This is a genomic window from Deltaproteobacteria bacterium, assembly GCA_013151235.1.
GTDB lineage: Bacteria > CG2-30-53-67 > CG2-30-53-67 > CG2-30-53-67 > CG2-30-53-67 > JAADIO01.
On record JAADIO010000028.1, the window covers coordinates 1 to 18,041 of the forward strand.

The 18,041-nt window shown below is 52.1% G+C and carries 17 protein-coding genes and 1 pseudogene; 9 read left to right on the forward strand and 9 right to left on the reverse strand.

The window, feature by feature from the left end:
• From GXP58_05330 to GXP58_05345, 4 genes are all read left to right on the forward strand, one after another.
• Positions 1-974: oligosaccharide flippase family protein (locus tag GXP58_05330; protein ID NOY53029.1), on the forward strand; the 974-nt coding region annotated here is incomplete at its 5' end.
• 31 nt (positions 975-1,005) lie between these two features.
• Complete coding sequence (locus GXP58_05335; GenBank protein ID NOY53030.1) at positions 1,006-1,923, forward strand: sulfotransferase; 918 nt, start codon at positions 1,006-1,008, stop codon at positions 1,921-1,923.
• 20 nt (positions 1,924-1,943) lie between these two features.
• Entirely contained in the window at positions 1,944-2,876 is a 933-nt protein-coding gene (locus GXP58_05340) for a glycosyltransferase (GenBank protein ID NOY53031.1), read from the forward strand.
• 98 nt (positions 2,877-2,974) lie between these two features.
• A complete protein-coding gene (locus tag GXP58_05345) occupies positions 2,975-4,321 on the forward strand; it encodes an IS5 family transposase (GenBank protein ID NOY53032.1) in 1,347 nt (448 codons plus the stop codon).
• A 21-nt stretch (positions 4,322-4,342) separates the two neighbouring features.
• On the opposite strand, the gene GXP58_05350 is transcribed toward GXP58_05345, so the two are convergent.
• Together GXP58_05350 and GXP58_05355 are read right to left on the reverse strand one after the other, a co-directional pair.
• On the reverse strand, positions 4,343-5,173 hold the full coding sequence (locus GXP58_05350) for a hypothetical protein (GenBank protein ID NOY53033.1): 831 nt from the start codon (positions 5,171-5,173) through the stop codon (positions 4,343-4,345).
• 53 nt (positions 5,174-5,226) lie between these two features.
• Positions 5,227-5,763 (reverse strand): tyrosine-type recombinase/integrase, encoded by a 537-nt coding sequence (locus GXP58_05355; GenBank protein ID NOY53034.1) that lies wholly within the window; start codon positions 5,761-5,763, stop codon positions 5,227-5,229.
• 341 nt (positions 5,764-6,104) lie between these two features.
• Here GXP58_05355 and GXP58_05360 point away from each other — a divergent pair, with 341 nt between their 5' ends.
• From GXP58_05360 to GXP58_05370, 3 genes and pseudogenes are all read left to right on the forward strand, one after another.
• Positions 6,105-7,643: an ABC transporter substrate-binding protein gene (locus GXP58_05360; protein ID NOY53035.1), complete on the forward strand. Its 1,539-nt coding sequence runs from the start codon at positions 6,105-6,107 to the stop codon at positions 7,641-7,643.
• Positions 7,644-7,732: 89 nt separating this feature from the next.
• Positions 7,733-8,663: pseudogene (locus tag GXP58_05365) on the forward strand (ABC transporter permease).
• A gap of 11 nt (positions 8,664-8,674) precedes the next feature.
• Positions 8,675-9,466, forward strand: a complete 792-nt coding sequence (locus GXP58_05370; protein ID NOY53036.1) for an ABC transporter permease — start codon at positions 8,675-8,677, stop codon at positions 9,464-9,466.
• A 262-nt stretch (positions 9,467-9,728) separates the two neighbouring features.
• On the opposite strand, the gene GXP58_05375 is transcribed toward GXP58_05370, so the two are convergent.
• The 3 genes from GXP58_05375 to GXP58_05385 are packed head-to-tail and all read right to left on the reverse strand — an operon-like array spanning position 9,729 to position 11,785.
• Complete coding sequence (locus GXP58_05375) at positions 9,729-9,890, reverse strand: DUF4388 domain-containing protein (protein ID NOY53037.1); 162 nt, start codon at positions 9,888-9,890, stop codon at positions 9,729-9,731.
• A complete protein-coding gene (locus tag GXP58_05380; protein NOY53038.1) occupies positions 9,883-10,662 on the reverse strand; it encodes a hypothetical protein in 780 nt (259 codons plus the stop codon). The genes GXP58_05375 and GXP58_05380 overlap by 8 nt, the downstream gene beginning before the upstream one ends.
• A 46-nt stretch (positions 10,663-10,708) precedes the next feature.
• On the reverse strand, positions 10,709-11,785 hold the full coding sequence (locus tag GXP58_05385) for a hypothetical protein (GenBank protein NOY53039.1): 1,077 nt from the start codon (positions 11,783-11,785) through the stop codon (positions 10,709-10,711).
• 56 nt (positions 11,786-11,841) lie between these two features.
• On the opposite strand from GXP58_05385, the gene GXP58_05390 reads away from it, so the two are divergent.
• Both GXP58_05390 and GXP58_05395 read left to right on the forward strand, forming a co-directional pair.
• Complete coding sequence (locus tag GXP58_05390; protein NOY53040.1) at positions 11,842-12,108, forward strand: hypothetical protein; 267 nt, start codon at positions 11,842-11,844, stop codon at positions 12,106-12,108.
• A 122-nt stretch (positions 12,109-12,230) separates the two neighbouring features.
• Positions 12,231-13,355 (forward strand): hypothetical protein, encoded by a 1,125-nt coding sequence (locus tag GXP58_05395; protein ID NOY53041.1) that lies wholly within the window; start codon positions 12,231-12,233, stop codon positions 13,353-13,355.
• 103 nt (positions 13,356-13,458) lie between these two features.
• Here the strand turns inward: GXP58_05395 and GXP58_05400 are convergent, their stop codons facing one another.
• The 4 genes from GXP58_05400 to GXP58_05415 form a co-directional block, all read right to left on the reverse strand.
• Complete coding sequence (locus GXP58_05400) at positions 13,459-15,150, reverse strand: peptidase M4 family protein (GenBank protein ID NOY53042.1); 1,692 nt, start codon at positions 15,148-15,150, stop codon at positions 13,459-13,461.
• 51 nt (positions 15,151-15,201) lie between these two features.
• On the reverse strand, positions 15,202-16,227 hold the full coding sequence (locus GXP58_05405; GenBank protein ID NOY53043.1) for an alpha/beta hydrolase: 1,026 nt from the start codon (positions 16,225-16,227) through the stop codon (positions 15,202-15,204).
• Positions 16,228-16,375: 148 nt separating this feature from the next.
• Complete coding sequence (locus GXP58_05410; GenBank protein ID NOY53044.1) at positions 16,376-17,617, reverse strand: hypothetical protein; 1,242 nt, start codon at positions 17,615-17,617, stop codon at positions 16,376-16,378.
• 166 nt (positions 17,618-17,783) lie between these two features.
• Entirely contained in the window at positions 17,784-18,038 is a 255-nt protein-coding gene (locus GXP58_05415) for a hypothetical protein (protein ID NOY53045.1), read from the reverse strand.
• Positions 18,039-18,041: the final 3 nt, after the last annotated feature.

The window sequence follows — 18,041 nt, forward strand, 5'->3', positions numbered from 1 at the left end:
TGGCCCTGGCCATTATCCAGCTCTCTTTTAATCTCTTGAAATATTTTTTTCAATATCTCGTCATCCACAAGAAATATACTTTTTTGAAGCTTAACCGGGCCAATTGCAGGCGCTCAATGTTAAAACAGATTTACCATTACAGCATCTACAGTTTCATTATTTCCATCGCGTTGAAACTGCTTTTTTACACGGACTCCGTGGTTATCGGATCTTTGCTGACCGTAAGCAAAATTACATTCTATGCAATTCCGGCCACCTTGATGCAATATATGGAAAAATTTATTTACGCGGCAATCTCGGTGCTAACACCAGTAATCAGCTCTTACGATGCAGTGGGTGAAGGAACGAAAAATAGGAATATATATATCCTTGGTTCGCGATATGCGCTCACGCTAAGCATACCTGTACTTTTCGTGCTCTATACGAACGGCACATCATTCATATCGCTTTGGATGGGGCCAGAATATGGTCAAAAATGTTCAACTGTTTTAAAAATTTTGATCATAGGATATATTTTTGCTTTTCCCCAGATGATCGCAAACGGGATACTCAAGGGAACAAGCAGACATAAGGTATTCGCGTACATACTTATCGTAGAAGCAATTGCAAACCTTGCAATCAGCATAATACTGGTTCGGGCCTATGATATTGAAGGCGTGGCTTTCGGCACAACATTACCGTTGATTATCACAAACTTCATATTGGTCCCCCTGTATACCTGCAAAACATTGGGCCTACGTTATGGCACCTATCTCTGGAGGAGCTATGCAACCCCATCAGTCTTGCTCGTTCTGCTTGGCAGCCTCTATTACGTAAGGCCCATAGAAACATCGAGTTACACAGAACTGATTGTTTATTCCGCCTGCATTACTTTCGTTGTAGCGGTTTTCTCGCTTACCTATATTTTCGACAAAGCACACAGAAATTGGCTCTTAGGAAACCTGAAGAAGTTTCTGCTCAGCCCTTGGGCCTAATTTCAGAAGCCGACCCGGAGTTTAACATTCAATGAAAGAACCTATATTTATCATAGGATGTCCACGATCGGGCACAACCTTGCTTGCAAGAATGTTGGAGCCTACATCATACGGAAAACCGGTAGAATCACACTTCATCACGAAATACTACAAGCAACTGAGTCAATATGGGGATCTTTCTCAATGGAAGAACTTTAATGCGCTTTTGACAAGCATCTTGAGGGAAAGGCCGGTTCAACAATGGAACTTAAATATTGATCTTGAAAAATTCTATCGTGGAATGGAAGAGTTTCACTATTCAGAGATTGTCAATAAATTATGTCTTCTGCGCGCTAAAACACGAGGACGGGCAGCATGGGGAGATAAGACCCCCAATTACCTGTTCGACCTAGACATTCTGGATCAACTTTTCCCAGACGCAAAATACATCTATATCGTCAGAGATGGAAGAGATGTTGCACTGTCCATATTGCAAAAGCCGTGGGGACCGAACAATATCTACTGTTGTGCTGAATACTGGGAAAAGTGCAATAATAAACACAAGACAGTCCTTGATAAGTTGACGAAAAATCGCCAGCTTTATCCCGTCAAATATGAGAACCTGATTCACGATCCAAATAAGATTATTGCTTCAATCTATGATTTTCTTTGCGAACCATACGACTCGGGCAAAATTACTCCCCTGATTGCACATGTAAACAAGGAGAATTGCAACAGATGGAAAACAATCATGACACCGCACCAAGTCCGAATTTTTGAATCGATCGCGGAAAAGACCCTCAATCGATTTGGTTACGAAACAACTTATCACAAATCGAAAGGTATTATACCTCTTGCCTTCTTTTACCACCTTCATAACCAAATCCACCGAAAGTGGTATCTGTTCAAATTAAACACGATTGATACAATTAAGATAAAACTTGGGCTCAAAGAACCTTTTACAGAATAACATAAGCGGGCGACTGACCGATGACAGAAACAGACCTTTCAATTATTATTCCAGCCAAAAACGAAAGCAGCGAGTTAGGAGAAGCGTTAGACAGTATTGCACATCATATGGCAAATCATGTCCACCATGAAGTCATAGTTGTAGACAATGGTTCCACAGATGATACAGTTGCTATAGCAAAAAGCAAAGGTGCAAAAGTAATATCAAGAGAAAAATCAACTATAGCAGGTCTTAGGAATGCCGGAGTAGAAATATCCCACGGGAACATTATCCTCTTTATGGATGCAGATGTCCGGCTTACAAAAAAGTGGGGAGAAACAATCTCGGATGTACTGAAATTTCTGCATGAAAACCCACGTGTCATTACCGGAAGTCGGTGCCTCGTACCGGAAGACGATAACCTGTTTCTGAAATACTGGTTCTCACGAATGACTCAAAAGAACTCCACATACATTAATTCGGGGCACATGATAACAACAAGGAAATTATTTGATCTGGTCGGCGGTTTTACGGAAAACATGATTACCGGAGAAGACTATAACTTCGGCCAGAAGGCTCTCTTACAAGGAGGGATCATCATTGAAAACAATGGGTTGCAAACCATCCACACAGGATACCCCAAAACTTGTTCGGCATTCATCAATCGGGAACGATGGCATGGTACAGAAGACTTCAGAACGTGGAAGAATATATGTGCATCTAGAGAAGCCACTATCGTTTTAGTACACATCATCCTTGTCGTTCTCTCTATTCTGATTTTCTCGGTCAGAAGTCCCTGGTCCGGAATAATCTTTTATTTCCTTACAATGCCTCTCTTTTTAAGTACCCTAACAATAGCCAAATTCGGCAAGCCGTTGAGGCCATCTTATCTGATATTGACGAGTTTCATATTCTATCTATACATAATAGGCCGTTCGCTTTCTCTTTTTGACAGGATACGCAGTCGTCCCTAAAAAAGTCGTAACATATTGAATTATATGCTTTATTTATGCCTTTTATTGTGTCATAATTACTGGAAATTGCTTATGAACCCCTAAAAACATGGTGATTTATGCAACCGAAAAAGATGCCTGAAAGCGGCCAGGGAGATCTTTTCCGAGCCCGTCTCGACCAGATCCTGAATCCGAAACATCCCCTCTTCATCCTGGCCAACCAGATCGACTGGAAGAGTTTTGAAGAGGACTTCGGAGCCTTCTTCGTGGAGAAGCAAGGCCGACCCGGTCTTCCCGTCCGTCTCGTCGTGGGACTGCACTACCTGAAATACACTTTTGATGAAAGTGACGAGTCGGTGGTGGAACGCTTTCTGGAAAACCCCTATTGGCAATACTTCTGCGGATTCGACTTCTTTCAGCATGAGTTTCCTCTGGATCCTTCATCCCTCGTCCGCTGGCGGAAACGGATCGGGCCGAAGGGAGCGGAGAAACTCTTGTTGGAAACGGTGAAGACGGCCAAGCAAAACAAACTCCTCAAGAAGAACCATGTAAATCGTGTTAATGTCTATACCACCGTCCAGGAAAAGGCGATTGCCTTCCCCACCGATTCCCGGCTTTATCACAAGATGCGCAAGGACCTGGTTGAAGCTGCCAAAGAGCGTGAGATCAAATTACGCCAGAGCTACACCCGCAAAAGCAAAACCGCTATTTTGAAACAAGGTCGTTACCGCCATGCCCGCCAGATGAAAAGAGCGAAAAAGGAAACCAAAAAACTTCAGATCTATCTCGGTCGCGTCATTCGTGATATTCAACGGAAATCCCCTCATCCGGATGTTTCCCTGAAAGAGAAACTCGATCTTGCCCAAAGGATCCTTCAACAAAAACAGAAAGACAAGAACAAGATTTACAGCGTTCACGCCCCGGAAGTGGAATGCATCTCCAAAGGCAAGGCCCATAAAAAATATGAATTCGGCTGCAAGGTCTCCGTGGTTACCACTTCTAAAGACAACTGGATCGTGGGCATTGATGCAATTCACAGCAACCCCTATGACGGCCATACCTTGAAACAAACGCTGAAACAGGCGACGCGGATCACCGGTTGGAGGCCGAAGATGGCCTACTGTGACCGGGGATACCGAGGGGTCTCCAAGAGTGTCCCAGATGTCGAGGTCCACCTTCCCAAACCAAAAAGAAAAGGGCTGAACCGTACCGTCTTGAAGTGGCTGAAAAGAAGGTCTGCGATTGAACCGGTCATCGGGCATCTCAAATCGGACAACCGGATGGAACACAACCACCTGCAGGGCAAAGAGGGCGACCGGATCAACGCAATGTTCTCCGGATGCGGCTTTAATATGAGAAAGCTCCTCCGGGCTTTCTTATGCTCGATTTTCAAAGTGTTTTTATCGCTTCAACAAACGGGATCGGATCGAATTGACCAAGATAATCCAATTTCAATGACTGCATAAAAACGACTTTTTCAGGGACGACTAGTTAGGTTCTATTTGATCCCATAAGAAGAACTTGAAACCAAACCCTTCAAGCCCAAGTAATTCCAGATCGCGTATGAGCGGACGAATTAGCTGATAAGTTGCTGCAGGGTCGTTCCCTGTGAACTCTGTTTCGTCAGGCTTGTCAAGAAGAACATAAATTGCAGAAAATTCTAGATTTCTTACCAATCCACATAAATATTCCAATTGATATTTATAAGTTTCAGTGAGACTTTTCTCCTCCTGCTTCACATCAGGAAGGTCAATTTTCTCCAAATCAAACTTTTTAAGCAGAATATTCACAAAGGACTCAAGAAATCCAACATTGTCCCGCCAAAAGTCTCGAAAGCGATCTGGGAGACCCTTTAGTTCCTTCAGTAAATCTTGAAGTTTGTCTCCAGTGATGTCACCTAGATAGGCATGAGCAAACAACGATATGCGTCGGCGGTTTTGCTTGTCAAATTTTCTGATTAGATCAGGATAATCAGCTAAATATGAGAGGTATGCAAGTAAAATACGTGAAATTATATTTCGTAAGTGATACTGGAGGGTAACATCTTCAAGATTTTGGCCGGCTGAGAACTCAAAGCGATCATATGAAACAGGCAGGAAGCGATAATTAATTGCGTTCTTCTCGATCATTCGCCTTAATGCGGTTTTTCCACCGCCGCGGGGCGCAAGAACAACGCTTGCATTGGGCGTGGTTGGATCACCAATCACTGCATCGAAAAATGGAGGAGGAACAAAATAATCTGCAAGATTAGGCTCCTCATCTGCATTCGTCTTTGCAAAAGGGTGTGAGGTAAAGCCAAGATTTTCAAACAGAGGCATTTCGCTATCCTTTTTTATGGCCAACAATGATTATACAGTCTGTATAAACCGGCCTATAGTCCATCGGCCGGGCTCCGAACGCCATGCCCTCCTTTGTTCAATACATGAGTATAGATCATGGTTGTGCTGACATCTTTGTGCCCGGGAAGTTCCTGAATTGTGCGAATGTCATAGCCCGCTTCCAACAGATGCGTGGAGAAGGAGTGACGAAAGGTGTGGCAAGTTATTCGTTTGACGATACCTGTCGCAAGAACAGCCCGGCGCACTGCGTGCCGGGCAAGGGTCGGATGCACGTGGTGGCGGCCTTCTTCTCCGGTCCTGGTGTTCTTCCAACGGTTCTCCTGCGGGAAGACCCATTGCCAGCGCCACTCCTTCGGAGCATTCGGATATTTGCGATCCAACGCACCGAGTATCCGGACGCAGCCCCACCCTTCGGCCATCTCTGCCGGGTGACGGACATTATGGAAATAGATGAATCGCTTGACCCAATGGCAATAGGTCCGTTCCGTTCGGCGGCTGTAGTGGCGGACGCGCAGGGCCTCCCGCATTTGGTCGAGGAGTTTCGGCTTGCGGGGGCGTGGCGGCTGCATGGCAAAAACGCTCAGGGTTGAGGCACAAACAACTGGAGGAGAAAAAGTATCGAGCATTTTGTACCTATTCTTTAGGATGAATATACGTGATCCTATATTTCGAATCTTCTTCTGTCAAGACCTTTTTAGCCGGGGCTTCCCCCGATTTTGCAGGAAACCTGTGAAGCGGAGAAACGCGGGCCCCGGCAAAGGGCCGGAACAAAACCCAGATGAAAAGCACTGGACTCCCTGTCTGCTTCCGTAAAGGCAGGTGTTCCCCGTGGTTCATGCTTTCCGGTTTTGACTTCAAGCGCAAGAAGGGATTGACATCCCCAAGCGGTCCCGATAAGATTCCCGGCGACATGAGATCCCGACCGATTCCACTTCTTCTCCTTCTCTCCATCCTCTTGTTGCCCGCTGCCTGCGGCGGCAGGGCCGTATCTTCCGGCGCTCTCGTCGTCGGGATAGAGGCGGCCCCCACCAGTCTCGACCCGCGCTATGCCACCGACGCCGTATCGGAACGGATCAACGGGCTGATCTACAGCGGCCTGGTACGTCTCGATGCGAAGGGGAGGGTCGTCCCCGGCCTCGCCCGGAGCTGGGAGATCCCGGATCCCCGGACCTACCGGTTTCACCTCCGCCGGAACGTCTCCTTCCATGACGGGACCCCCCTGACCGCCGCCGATATCCGCTTCACCTTTGAATCGATCCTCGATCCCGCCACCGCCTCCCCGCATCGGAGCACCTTCGAAAAGATCGAGCGTATCGAGACACCCGATCCATGGACGGTAATATTCATCCTCAAAGAACCTTTCGCCCCCTTCCTGGTCGGCCTCACCATGGGGATCGTCCCCGCAAGGACCGCGCGGAGGCTGGGGAAGGGCTTCGCAGAACACCCCGTGGGGACGGGTCCCTTCATGCTGGTCCATCGGGAGGAGGGGGACAGTTACACACTGAAGGCCGACCCGGACTACTTCGGCGGGCCGCCGAAACTGGAGAAGGTCGTCTTCCGGGTCATACCGGACAGTACCGTCCGCTTCCTCGAACTCCGGAAGGGAAGCGTGCAACTGCTTCTCAACGGAATCGAACCGGACTATCTCCCCCTGGTCCGCAGGAACCCGGAACTCCGCACCCTCACGGGACCGGGGGTCAACTATTCCTACATAGGTTTCAACCTGACCGACCCGATCCTGAAACACAGGAGGGTCCGTGAGGCGATCGCCCACGCCGTCGACCGGAAGGCGATCATCCGCTACCTGCTGAAGGGAACGGCCCGTGAGGCCACGGGGCTCCTGTCGCCCCTCAACTGGGCCTACAACGGCAGCGTTAAGACCTTCGACTACGACCCGGCGAAAAGCCGGGCGCTGCTCGATAAAGCGGGCTTCACCGATCCGGACGGGGCAGGGCCGAAGATGCGCTTTACCCTGACCTTCAAGACATCCCAGGACGAGCTGCGGAAACGGATCGCCGCCGCCCTGCAGCAGCAATTCCGGAAGGTCGGGATCGGGATGACGATCCGCTCCTACGAGTGGGGGACCTTCTACGGCGACATAAAGTCCGGAAACTTCCAGCTCTATACCCTCTCCTGGGTCGGGATCACCGAGCCGGACATCTATTACTATATCTTCCATTCATCGAACATCCCGCCGCGCGGGGCCAACCGGGGACGATACAAGAACCCGGAGATCGACCGGCTCCTCGAGGCGGGACGGCGGGAGACCGATCCTGCGAAGCGGAAAAGGATCTACGGCAGGGTGCAGGAAATACTCGCCCGCGACCTGCCCTACGTCAGCCTGTGGTACTACGACAATGTCGCCGTATTTTCCAAAAGGCTCCACGGCTTCGTTCTTGACCCGAGGGGAGATCTCTTTTCACTGAAGGACGCGTGGATCGCGAAATGACCGTTCAAGTCGTTCCAGCCGTTTAAGCGGTTTGAACTGTTTGGACTTCATCCGGATCACAAAACCGGTGAACCACAGGAGGGAACGGGTTGTCCCGCTACATCATCAAAAGGCTTTTATTACTGATCCCCGTCGTCTTCGGCGTGGTCACTCTCGTCTTCTTCCTGGTCCACCTGATTCCCGGTGATCCCGTGGAGGTGATGTTGGGGGAGCAGGCGCGGGCCGCCGACAAGGCGATGCTGCGCCATGAGCTCCACCTGGACCGTCCCCTGATGGAACAGTACCGGATCTATCTTGAGGGACTGGGGGGACCTGGGCCGCTCGATCCATTCCCGCGAGCCGGTATCCGCCCTGATCGCCCGGCGTTTTCCCGCGACGCTCCTCCTGACACTGGCCGCCATGCTGGTCGCCGTCTTCATCGCCATTCCCGTCGGGGTCGTTTCGGCCACGAAACAGTATTCGCTCATCGACAATCTTTCGATGTTCTTCGCACTCCTCGGGATCTCCATGCCGAATTTCTGGCTCGGCCCCCTTCTCATTCTCCTCTTTTCGATCCGGTTAGGCTGGCTTCCCGTCTCCGGCATGGGGGGGCTGGAACATCTGGTCCTGCCGGCGATCACCCTCGGCACCGCCCTGGCCGCAATCCTTACCCGGATGACGCGGGCCGGGCTCCTGGAGGTCATCCGTGAACAGTATATCGTGACCGCCCGGGCCAAGGGGCTGGCGGAAAGAAAGGTGCTCTACAAACATGCCCTGAAGAACGCGCTGATCCCGGTGATCACGATCCTCGGCCTCCAGTTCGGGGCTCTCCTTTCCGGCTCCATCATTACCGAGACGATCTTTTCCTGGCCGGGAATCGGACGGCTCGTGATCCAGGCCGTGAACCGGCGGGACTATCCGCTCGTCCAGGGCTGCGTCCTCGTCATCGCCCTGAGTTACGTCCTGGTCAACCTGGCGACCGATCTTTTCTACAATGTGGCCGATCCCCGGATCCGGGTCGGAGGAGGGAAAACATCTTGACGAAACACCGAATGGCCATGATCGGCCTGCTGATTATCCTTCTCCTTCTGGCTATCGCCCTACTGGCGCCCTTCCTCGCCCCCTATGATCCGTCCGGCCTCGACCTGGCCGGGAACCTGGCCTCCCCCTCTCTTGCCCACCCCCTCGGGCAGGACAAACTGGGCCGGGATATCCTGAGCCGCATCCTCTACGGCGCACGGGTCTCCGTCAAGGTCGGCGTCTTCACCGTAGGGATCTCTCTCATCATCGGACTGGCCGTCGGATCCCTGGCCGGCTATGCAGGCCGGTGGGCCGACGAAATCATCATGCGGATCGTCGATATCCTCATGGCCTTTCCGGGAATCCTGCTGGCCATCGCCATCACCGCCGTCCTGGGGCCTTCCCTGAATCACGTGATCCTCGCTCTCTGCCTCACCGGCTGGGTCGGCTACGCCAGGCTCATACGCGGGCAGATTCTATCCGAACGGGAACGCGAATACGTCCAGGCGGCCCGATCCATCGGGGCCGGCCCCCTCCGGATCCTCCGCCGTCACATCCTCCCGAACACGCTGGCCCCGGTCATCGTCGAGGCGACCTTCGGGATGGCCGGAGCGATCCTCTCCGAGGCGGGACTCTCCTTTTTAGGGCTCGGCACCCAGCCCCCCACCCCTTCGTGGGGCGCCATGCTCAACGAGGGAAGCCATTTCCTCCTGATCGCACCGCATCTCACGATCTTCCCCGGGCTGGCCATCATGCTGGTGGTCCTGGGGTTCAACTTTTTGGGGGATGGACTGCGGGACTGGATGGATGTACAAATAAAATAAGATGGTCTCGTAAAAAGTCACAAAACCCTTCGACCCTTCGGCCGGCTCAGGACAGACCCTTCGACATACTCAGGAGAGCCTTGCTCAGGGCGAACGATGTAAGTTATTGATATTCCGTTCGTGTGGTTCGGTGAGCTCACCATGCTCGGAAGCCTGTCGAACCATGAACAAAATCCGGAAAACGACTTTTTACGACACCATAAAATAAGCGCCCCCAAATAAAATTCGGGGGCGCTTATTTTATATACATTTCAAGCCGGCACTACTCCTGAAGCCGCCGGACCTCCCGCTTCGCCTGAATGTAACGGGGGTTGATGGAAAGAGCCAGCTCGAAGATCAGCGAACCGTTTTTCCGCGCCAGACTGATCCACTGCAGCACATCGGGGAGGGACATAATTTTAAGATTACCCTGGATCTTACCCACCACTTCGGGTCCCCTCTTTTTCTGCAGTTCCCGACGGTTGCGTCATTGGTCGCGGCAGATAGGATGCCCGGACATTTTGCAGGGAACGCAGAAGGTTTCCTTTCACACCGGGGGTCTCCGATTCCAGTTCAAGGAGAAGTTCCTTGATACGCCTGCGCCGGGAATGGACGCCCCCTTCATCACAGACCTCTTCTTGTACCGGCAATGCATGGAGCCGGGCATAGTCCCGGAGCCATTCTTCGCGGCAATAGGCCAACGGCCGGATCAGCACCACTTCGCCATTAAAGAGTTCCTGCCGGGGAAGCATGGTACTGATGTTCCCCGCATAAAACATATTCAGCAGACAGGTCTCCATGAGATCATCCGCATGATGTCCGAAGGCGATCTTGCGAATCCCGAGATCCCGGGCCGTCCGGAAGATCAGATTCCTGCGGATGCGGGAACAGTGAAAGCAACAGCTCTCCGGCAGGTCCCCGGCACCACAGACCACCCGCCCGGCATCCGCCTCCACAATCCGGTACTCTTCTCCGGTTCTGCGGAAATAGTCCGTCAGGGCGCCGACCCGACTGCGACAGGTTCCGAGATCAACATGAATGGGAATCAGGGTGTAGTGAACCGGGGCGTGTAAGGCATTTTCCCGCAGGAGGTGGAGAAGGCTCAGACTGTCCTTGCCTCCGGAAACGGCGACCAGGATCCGGTCGCCGTCATCGATCAACGGGTAATCCCGGAAGGCTTCCCCCATCTTGCGTCGGATCCGTTTGATTAACCCCATTGCGTATCAACAAGAAAAGGCGGCCGGCACGGACGAGAAAGCGCCTTCATGATTGTCCTTTTGGCGGGTCCCCGGCTTTCAGAAAAAACGCCGCATTACGCAGCCGAGCCTCATCGCTGCCCAAGATTTTTCGTACCTCCCGGAGACGTTCCGCCGCCACCGTCCGGCTCGGATAGAGCCCGAGACAGAGACGGTAGCAGGTCCGGCCCTGATAACGTCGGGAAAGAAGGAAGAAGTCGTCGGGACGATGGAGTTTGATGAAGGTACTCTTCAAAGATTCGTTTTCACAATCGAGTTCCACTTCGATCAGAAAGTCCGCCTTTGAAAAACTCGTCGCAAGCCGATCCCAGAGGGCCACCGCCTGCGCCATCTCTCCGGCACGAAAATGGGCCGAGGCTTGCTTCCAGGGGTCCTTCTCCTTTTTGACGGCAGGAACATGCGAAGGAGGAGGCGCTTCCGCTTTTTTCTCCGCCTTTGCAGCCGCCGCAGGAGGTTGAAACGGGACGAGTTCCCTTCCGACTCGTATGAGGTTCTTCCGGATTTCCCGGGCCAGGTCCGCGTCCTTCACCGGCAGAGCGGCTGCCATCTCGTAAAAAGCCAGCTCCCGATGAAGCTTTGCCGCCGCCGGGTCTACGGAAACATTTCGATCTCCCGCTTTCCGATCGGTATTTCCCTCCTCGTTGGAAATGGAATCCTCCACCTTTTGAGACCCGACGGCCATGCCGGCACGATTATAGAAATCCGCCTTGCGATCCAGGTCCTCCGTACAGGCCGCGGCGGTACTGTAATATTCTGCGGCCTGCAGAAAGAACGCATTCCGGAAATAGATCCGTCCAATCTGCGCGTAGACCATGGACTTGTCGATGCGCCGACCATAGGGACGGATTCCCGCATTGAGACCGGGGTCCATCGCAATTGAGTAGACGGGCAGCTTCGTTGCCCCGGCGTCCCCCTGACGGCGGCTCATATCGAGAATTTCGAACCATAACCGGACGGCATCGTTCACCCGTCCCCGATCCTCATACATCTCCGCCAGGGTCAGCTTGAACGCAAGATTCTCCGGTTCCTTCCGGCTCAGCTGTTCCAGCAATTCGATCGAAAGAGCCGGATCCTCCGCATACATGGCCCCAATCGAGGAATAAGAGGGATGATAGAAATATTTTAGGGGGAAAGAAGACCGTGCCGGAAGAAGGTTCCCCGGAAAAGCCGAACATCCCGCAAAAAGACCGGCACACAAGAACATCCCGCAAAGATAAAAAAATATTTTCACGTTTATCTGTTTTGCCTCCCTGGACAGAATTCTTTGCCGATTATATCAAGGACGCTCAGCTTTGCAAGAGAAAAGGACGGCCTTGGCTGGATCACTGGAGCCACAATGGAGGCTTTCTAACGCTGGAATACTATAGAAGATTGTGGAAAGTCCTGAAAAAATTACGATTGACATAACCCGAAAAAAAGAGGTAATCCTATCGGGGATACACCGCTGGACGAAAACGGGCGACTAATAATCACCGGAACAGGCGTACAAACCCGGGCGGAATCAGTGTCCATAATGAAGGGAGGTACTCATGTCCAGAAAAGAACGTAGAGGTGGCAGAATCGGAAGGTTAGTTTTCATATGTATCAGCCTGCTAGCTGCGGGCCTGATTTTCAGTAGCGCCGGGGCGGATAACTGCTACGCATTCCGCAGGCTGTTCGGTAGATTCAGAGGCATGGAAAAGGAGCACAAGGGGAGAGGAACTCAACAAGGAAAGAGCTGCGATTCCATGATACCTGCTATCATTGAAGGTTACGGCACGGACGGACCGTGGGGCATGGAAACGGAAACCATAACAAACCCCCTGTGGAGCAGAAAAAAGGTCTCTGTCTTTTTCCCGCGCGGGATGGAGGGCAAAACGCCTGTGATATTCTTCTCCCATGGTTTCGGAGCAACCGACTGGAGACGCGCATACGAACCGCTAATCAGGCATATGGTCAGCCGGGGTTATATCGTCATATACTCCCCCTATCCGACCATAAGGGCTGACATAAAAAAGCGTTACAAGACACTCTGGAAGGGTTTCGAGCTGGCAGTGAAACGGTACGACAACCGCATGGACCTGACCCATGTCGTATTCGCCGGTCATTCGTTTGGAGGCGGGGCCACGCCTGCCATGGCCTACAAGGGCCTCGTGGAAAAGGGGTGGGGCAGAAAGGGCGCACTGCTGTTCATAATGGCGCCGTGGTATTCCTTCGACATATCCCCGGAAAAACTGCGGGCGCTCTCTTCCATGCCTATACTTACCGTAATACAAGTATACGACCGGGACCAGATAAATGATCACCGTATGGCCATAGATATATACAGAAATATGCAGTTCCCGAAAGGAAAAACGTATTTCCAAGTCGTAAGGTCTCTGGAGATCAACGGTTGCAAACTTATCGCAGATCACGCCACGCCGGGCCGCAACCCATCCATCCGCCTTAAACAGTACACCGTTTTCAAGGCCTTCGATGCCGCCGCCGATTATCTTTTTCACGGGAAAACGACGGGAGAAAAGGTTCTGGAAGATCCGGATTCCGGCGGGACCAAAGGGAGCATTCAACCGATCCTTCCCGAGCAGAACCCTGAACCGGAAAAGCCCGAGGATACATACCGCTTCCCGTGGCATGGCAAGAAAAACCCACGGATCAGACTCGAAAAGTGGAGGTAGTCCTTTACACCGGACGGCCTCCCTTCCAGAGAAACGGCCTCCATTTTGTGGGACCGCATCTCTCTGAAAGGAAACCCCGGTTTCGTTTGCCGGCTGAACCGCCTCAGTAGACACCCACTTGGTCGAAGGCCGACCGAACTCCGGACAGCTCGACCCCAGTACCGTACAAGTCAGTGGCAGACTGCTCCAGGGCCACCCTTGCATCAGGGAAACGGGAGGTGGAAGACAGATAGAACATTGCATAATAATAGATCTGCTCCGCCTTTTGAAGCCCGATATCCGGGTTCGTGACTATAAGATATGCCGCCTTATTCGGAATCCCCGAGTTGATATGTACGCCTCCGTAATCGTTTGACTGGTTGCACATCGCTGTAAGGTATTCTTCCTGCGTGTTTTCGGGCTGCCCCCAACTGGATAGCGGAGAGGAAGGATTGTAATCATTCGCGGGATATGCATCCGTACGGAAGGGAGGGTCGTCCAGCCTGCGCATTGCGTAATAAGCCGGATCCGTATCCGCTATCTTCATTATCTCCTCGCCCGACCAGTAAGGAAAATCGTCGCCGTAATCAAGTGATACGAACATCCCCATTACGTCGGACCACGATTCATTCAAGGCACCGGACTCCTTGCAATAGATGAGATGGTTGATCGACTCCGTAACACCGTGGGTTATCTCATGAGCGACGACATCTATTGCGCCCGACAAGGGAGCGAAATATGTACCTCCGTCTCCGTATACGACCTCGTTGCCGTCCCAAAAGGCGTTTTCATAATTGACATCATAATGTACGGTGGAGACCAGACCATGCGAGGTACGAAAACCGCTCTTGGCGTACCATTTGAACAGATAACCGAAATTGTTCAGATAGTACTTCATTACGTAGTTACCATAATAGTGTGCGTCCACAGCGGCGGGGTCATCCCAGTAGTTATCGGAATCAGTCAGGATCGTGCCCGGGGTAGTTACGGTATTGCCGGCGGAAAAGGTTCTCACAAGAAGGCGAGAGTGAGACAGGGACGGCCTGTCCGCAAGGACAAAGGTCACCCCATTGTAATATACCGGGAAACTCTTCACCACACCGTCCACCCCGGCTCCGCTCCCCGGCGGGGCGGTCTGAGACATAACCCTATTATCTACGATGAGTATATGTCCATCCACAGCATCCACATAGACATTATATCGTGCCGGGACCGGATGTCCCGTAAACGGAAATTCGACACGGTAGGCCGGATTCATCGCACCCTCCCAAGGCAGGACAAGGAGGGTGGTCTTTACCGGAGATACCGGAATGGCAAGGTAATCCCTCGCGATCTTCGCACCCTGCTCCGGCGACAACTCAGCCTGAGGAACCTGACGCCCCCCACCTTTCATGTTGTTCACAACCGTCCGTACCTGTCGACCGAGGATCCGGAGTATTATTCCCCCGCCCATGACATCAAGCCCCCCCGCCTTCTGCCGAAACCGGACAAATATCCCCACGGGCGTTGAACGACTGGTTGAAAAGCGCAAATCCTTCTCCGGTTCGTGCAAACCGAACAGGCTCCGATTATCCTGGAGGAAGGCCCGAGCAATTTCCACCGGGTCGGAGGATCCAGGCCTGGTCAGAACCCCGGAAATGGATCGAACCACGGCGTGTCTCTTATCCCAACGTACATACAGAGACTGTGACGACAGACTGCGCATACGGGACAGGCATTCCTGCCGCCCGTCCCGAAGCGGCGCGGCAAGCGCCCCGAAGGCACACATGGCAAGGAGCAAACCGACGAGCAGCAAAACAGGTATTGATTTTTTCATAACCGTTCTCCTTTTGTTGTTATTCTGTTATCGAACCATAAAACAACTTGTTCACTCCACACGCGCTATAAATTCGAATATCATATCGAGCATGGTGCTTCCCGAGACGCTTTCGAGAGAGCCTATGGAATGACCTGCGGAATCGACTCGTACAAGTTGAATCGAATCGTTGCAAAAAGACCATGTCGTGATCGAACCGTTCACCGTGGCGTCGGCATCACCGCCGTCCACGATCCCGCTGCATTTCGCCGTTACCCTGTCTTGAAGAAAGGACCGCTCGCCTATTATGACGGGATCTATAAATGCCTTAGGGCTCGCGGATACGACCCACGGATCGATTGTCCATGTCTGGTCCTCCCAGTGACTAACGTCCTGCAGTACCATGTCGTCGGATCCGACAATACCCATATAAGGTCTTACCACGACGGGAGAGCATGCCGCCGAATTAAGAAAGTGCTCCGATGGAGGCCCCGATATAGCGATGTATGCATCGAATATCTCAGGGGCCTCGCACCAAATACGATTCACCATCATCCCGCCGTTCGAATGGCCGACGATGAAGAATCTCGTGATCTTGTACTGCGCATTGATGAAAGCAACCAGGTCGGACATGAACTGCATGTCGTCCCCGCCGCTCGTCATCACATAGTTCTCCCAAGTGTAGGCCTTAGGCTCTTCCGCGATTGCCTTCCCCTGAGGGAATACCGCAAGCACCTTATTGTCGATAAGTACCTGTTCGTTCACATCGCTGTAGTCGGAACCGACCTTGCTCAGATTGATGCCGAGTTCATACGCAAAATTGTGTTTAGTTCCTCCTCCACCATGCAGGAAGATAACGGTCTTGTCCGCGTTGGTCGCCCGGTATATATCGAAACTGTTCGGCGCCGTGTCAAGAGTCAGGTCCGACGCAACAATCACAGTAGGCTGCTCGGGGAGGGTCGTAGTTATGGAGCCGCCACCCGAACCACCTCCCGAGCCGCATCCGAAAAAGAGGGCAGGCAACATAATAAACAGCGGGATAAAAATAATGTAGGCTCGATTTTTCTCGATGAACGCAGTCACTCCCGATTCAGCCAACACCACCTCCTACGCTAACTTTTATTTGAACACCGATGCTGAAAGACCCGATCAACGTGCGAACTGTATACCCGGACACGAAACTCCTCACTGCCAAAGTCAGACCAGAATTCAATCACATACCGCCACGGCTATACGATGCCCCATCTCAGAGAAGGGGTATACCCGTATATGCTCGGAAGATCCCCTCGGTGCAATACAGATCGCTGCATGTGGGGTCCGCCGGGTCTTTCCTGTTATAGTATATATAAGGGCCGTCGCCGGTTATGAAAACCTCCGGGTCGGTGCGCGCACGAAGCAAGGTGTCGTCGCTTATCTGTCGGAAAAACGGGTTGGCCGGATCTATGTTGGCAAGCCATATCGAGGTCGGATAGTCGTAACCATTTATAGTTAATTGCATAAATATATAAGAATGTCCGTTGTAGACGAACGGTTCCGGCGAACCAATCCTTGCCAGAGGCGCCACAATGGAATAGATCTTCGTCCATTCCAGCCGGCCGTCATTGTTTGCATCGATACGACGATAGATCCTTATAACCGACGAGCGGCTATTGGCATCATATATGTTGACGAAAAAGATATATTCGTCGTTATACTCGGGCGCCGGCCACATCCAGGGGGAAGTGGTATTCTTGTAACCTTTGTCAAAGGTCATTTGTTCCAGGGCCTTTGTGTCTACATCATAACTGAAGACCTGAGATGTCCCGTCTATCGGGGACTTCGCAACAAAGATAACGCTGTGGGAACCTTCCACCCAGCGGACGGGCCTTCTCGAAGGGGCGATTAGGGGGATCCGTCCTTGCATTGTATAATTGTTGATTTGCCGCCAATCGTGATTATGAGAAGTGTCCATATACGTAATGCGGGGGGCGGGATCATCCATGTCCGAGCTTCCGTAAGGCGCACTGAATGCATAACGTGGAGAGAGTGTCGTGTGGACCCAGGCACCGGCAGGATCCATCTCCGCAATGGCGATCCTGGCGGTTTCCGCGGTATGCGGACGATAAGGTAAGAACCTGGTATAGACGATCTTCGGACCCTCCGAGGTCTGCAGCCACTCCGGACCGTTCATAGTAATATTAACAAGGTCATTCGTGTCCAGGGCATAGGCATCCACCAATACGGCCTTCCCGGATGAGGGCTCAAACATGCCGGAGGAATCCAATTTGCCTATCCAGAGACGCCCCTTACTATCGACCCAGGTGAACTGCGAGCCGGTCTGGTCATACTCGGGATCAATCAGGTCATGCTGTGATGAGACCTGTGTTTCATTCGGCAGGAACTCAAGACCGAGGGCAACAGCCGAAAACTCAGGCAGGCAAACTGCTTCAACCAAGCATAATGTAAAGGCTAAAACTCTAAACATAGCCCATATCGCTCCGCTCTTCATGCTATACATGCCACCCCTTTCAGACCCTGCGTACGGGTCGTCTTCTCCCTTCCAGGGTTGGTGTGCGGTCAGACTCAAAACAGTCCGCCCCTCCATACCCGGTCCGCCGTTGCCGGATTTATGCTCCTCAAGGTGAATCAGGCCGAGCCACCACACGCACCGGGTTTCAAACAGATACTTTCCGGCGTCTCTTTTCAAATTTGTTCAGGCTGTCTATGAGACAACCGATGACATCCGAGGCGACCGCTATAATTTGCGGATCCGAGCATCCAGCCCTCTTCAACGCCCTGAAGAATGCCGTCGCAACACACTTGGAAAACGTCTCCGGATCATTCAACGCCTTGACGATCTTTTCTTCCAGAATCATTCCGCCCCTCACGGATTGTGGGGATCCCTCATTTTGCATTCCATTTGTAACCATAGC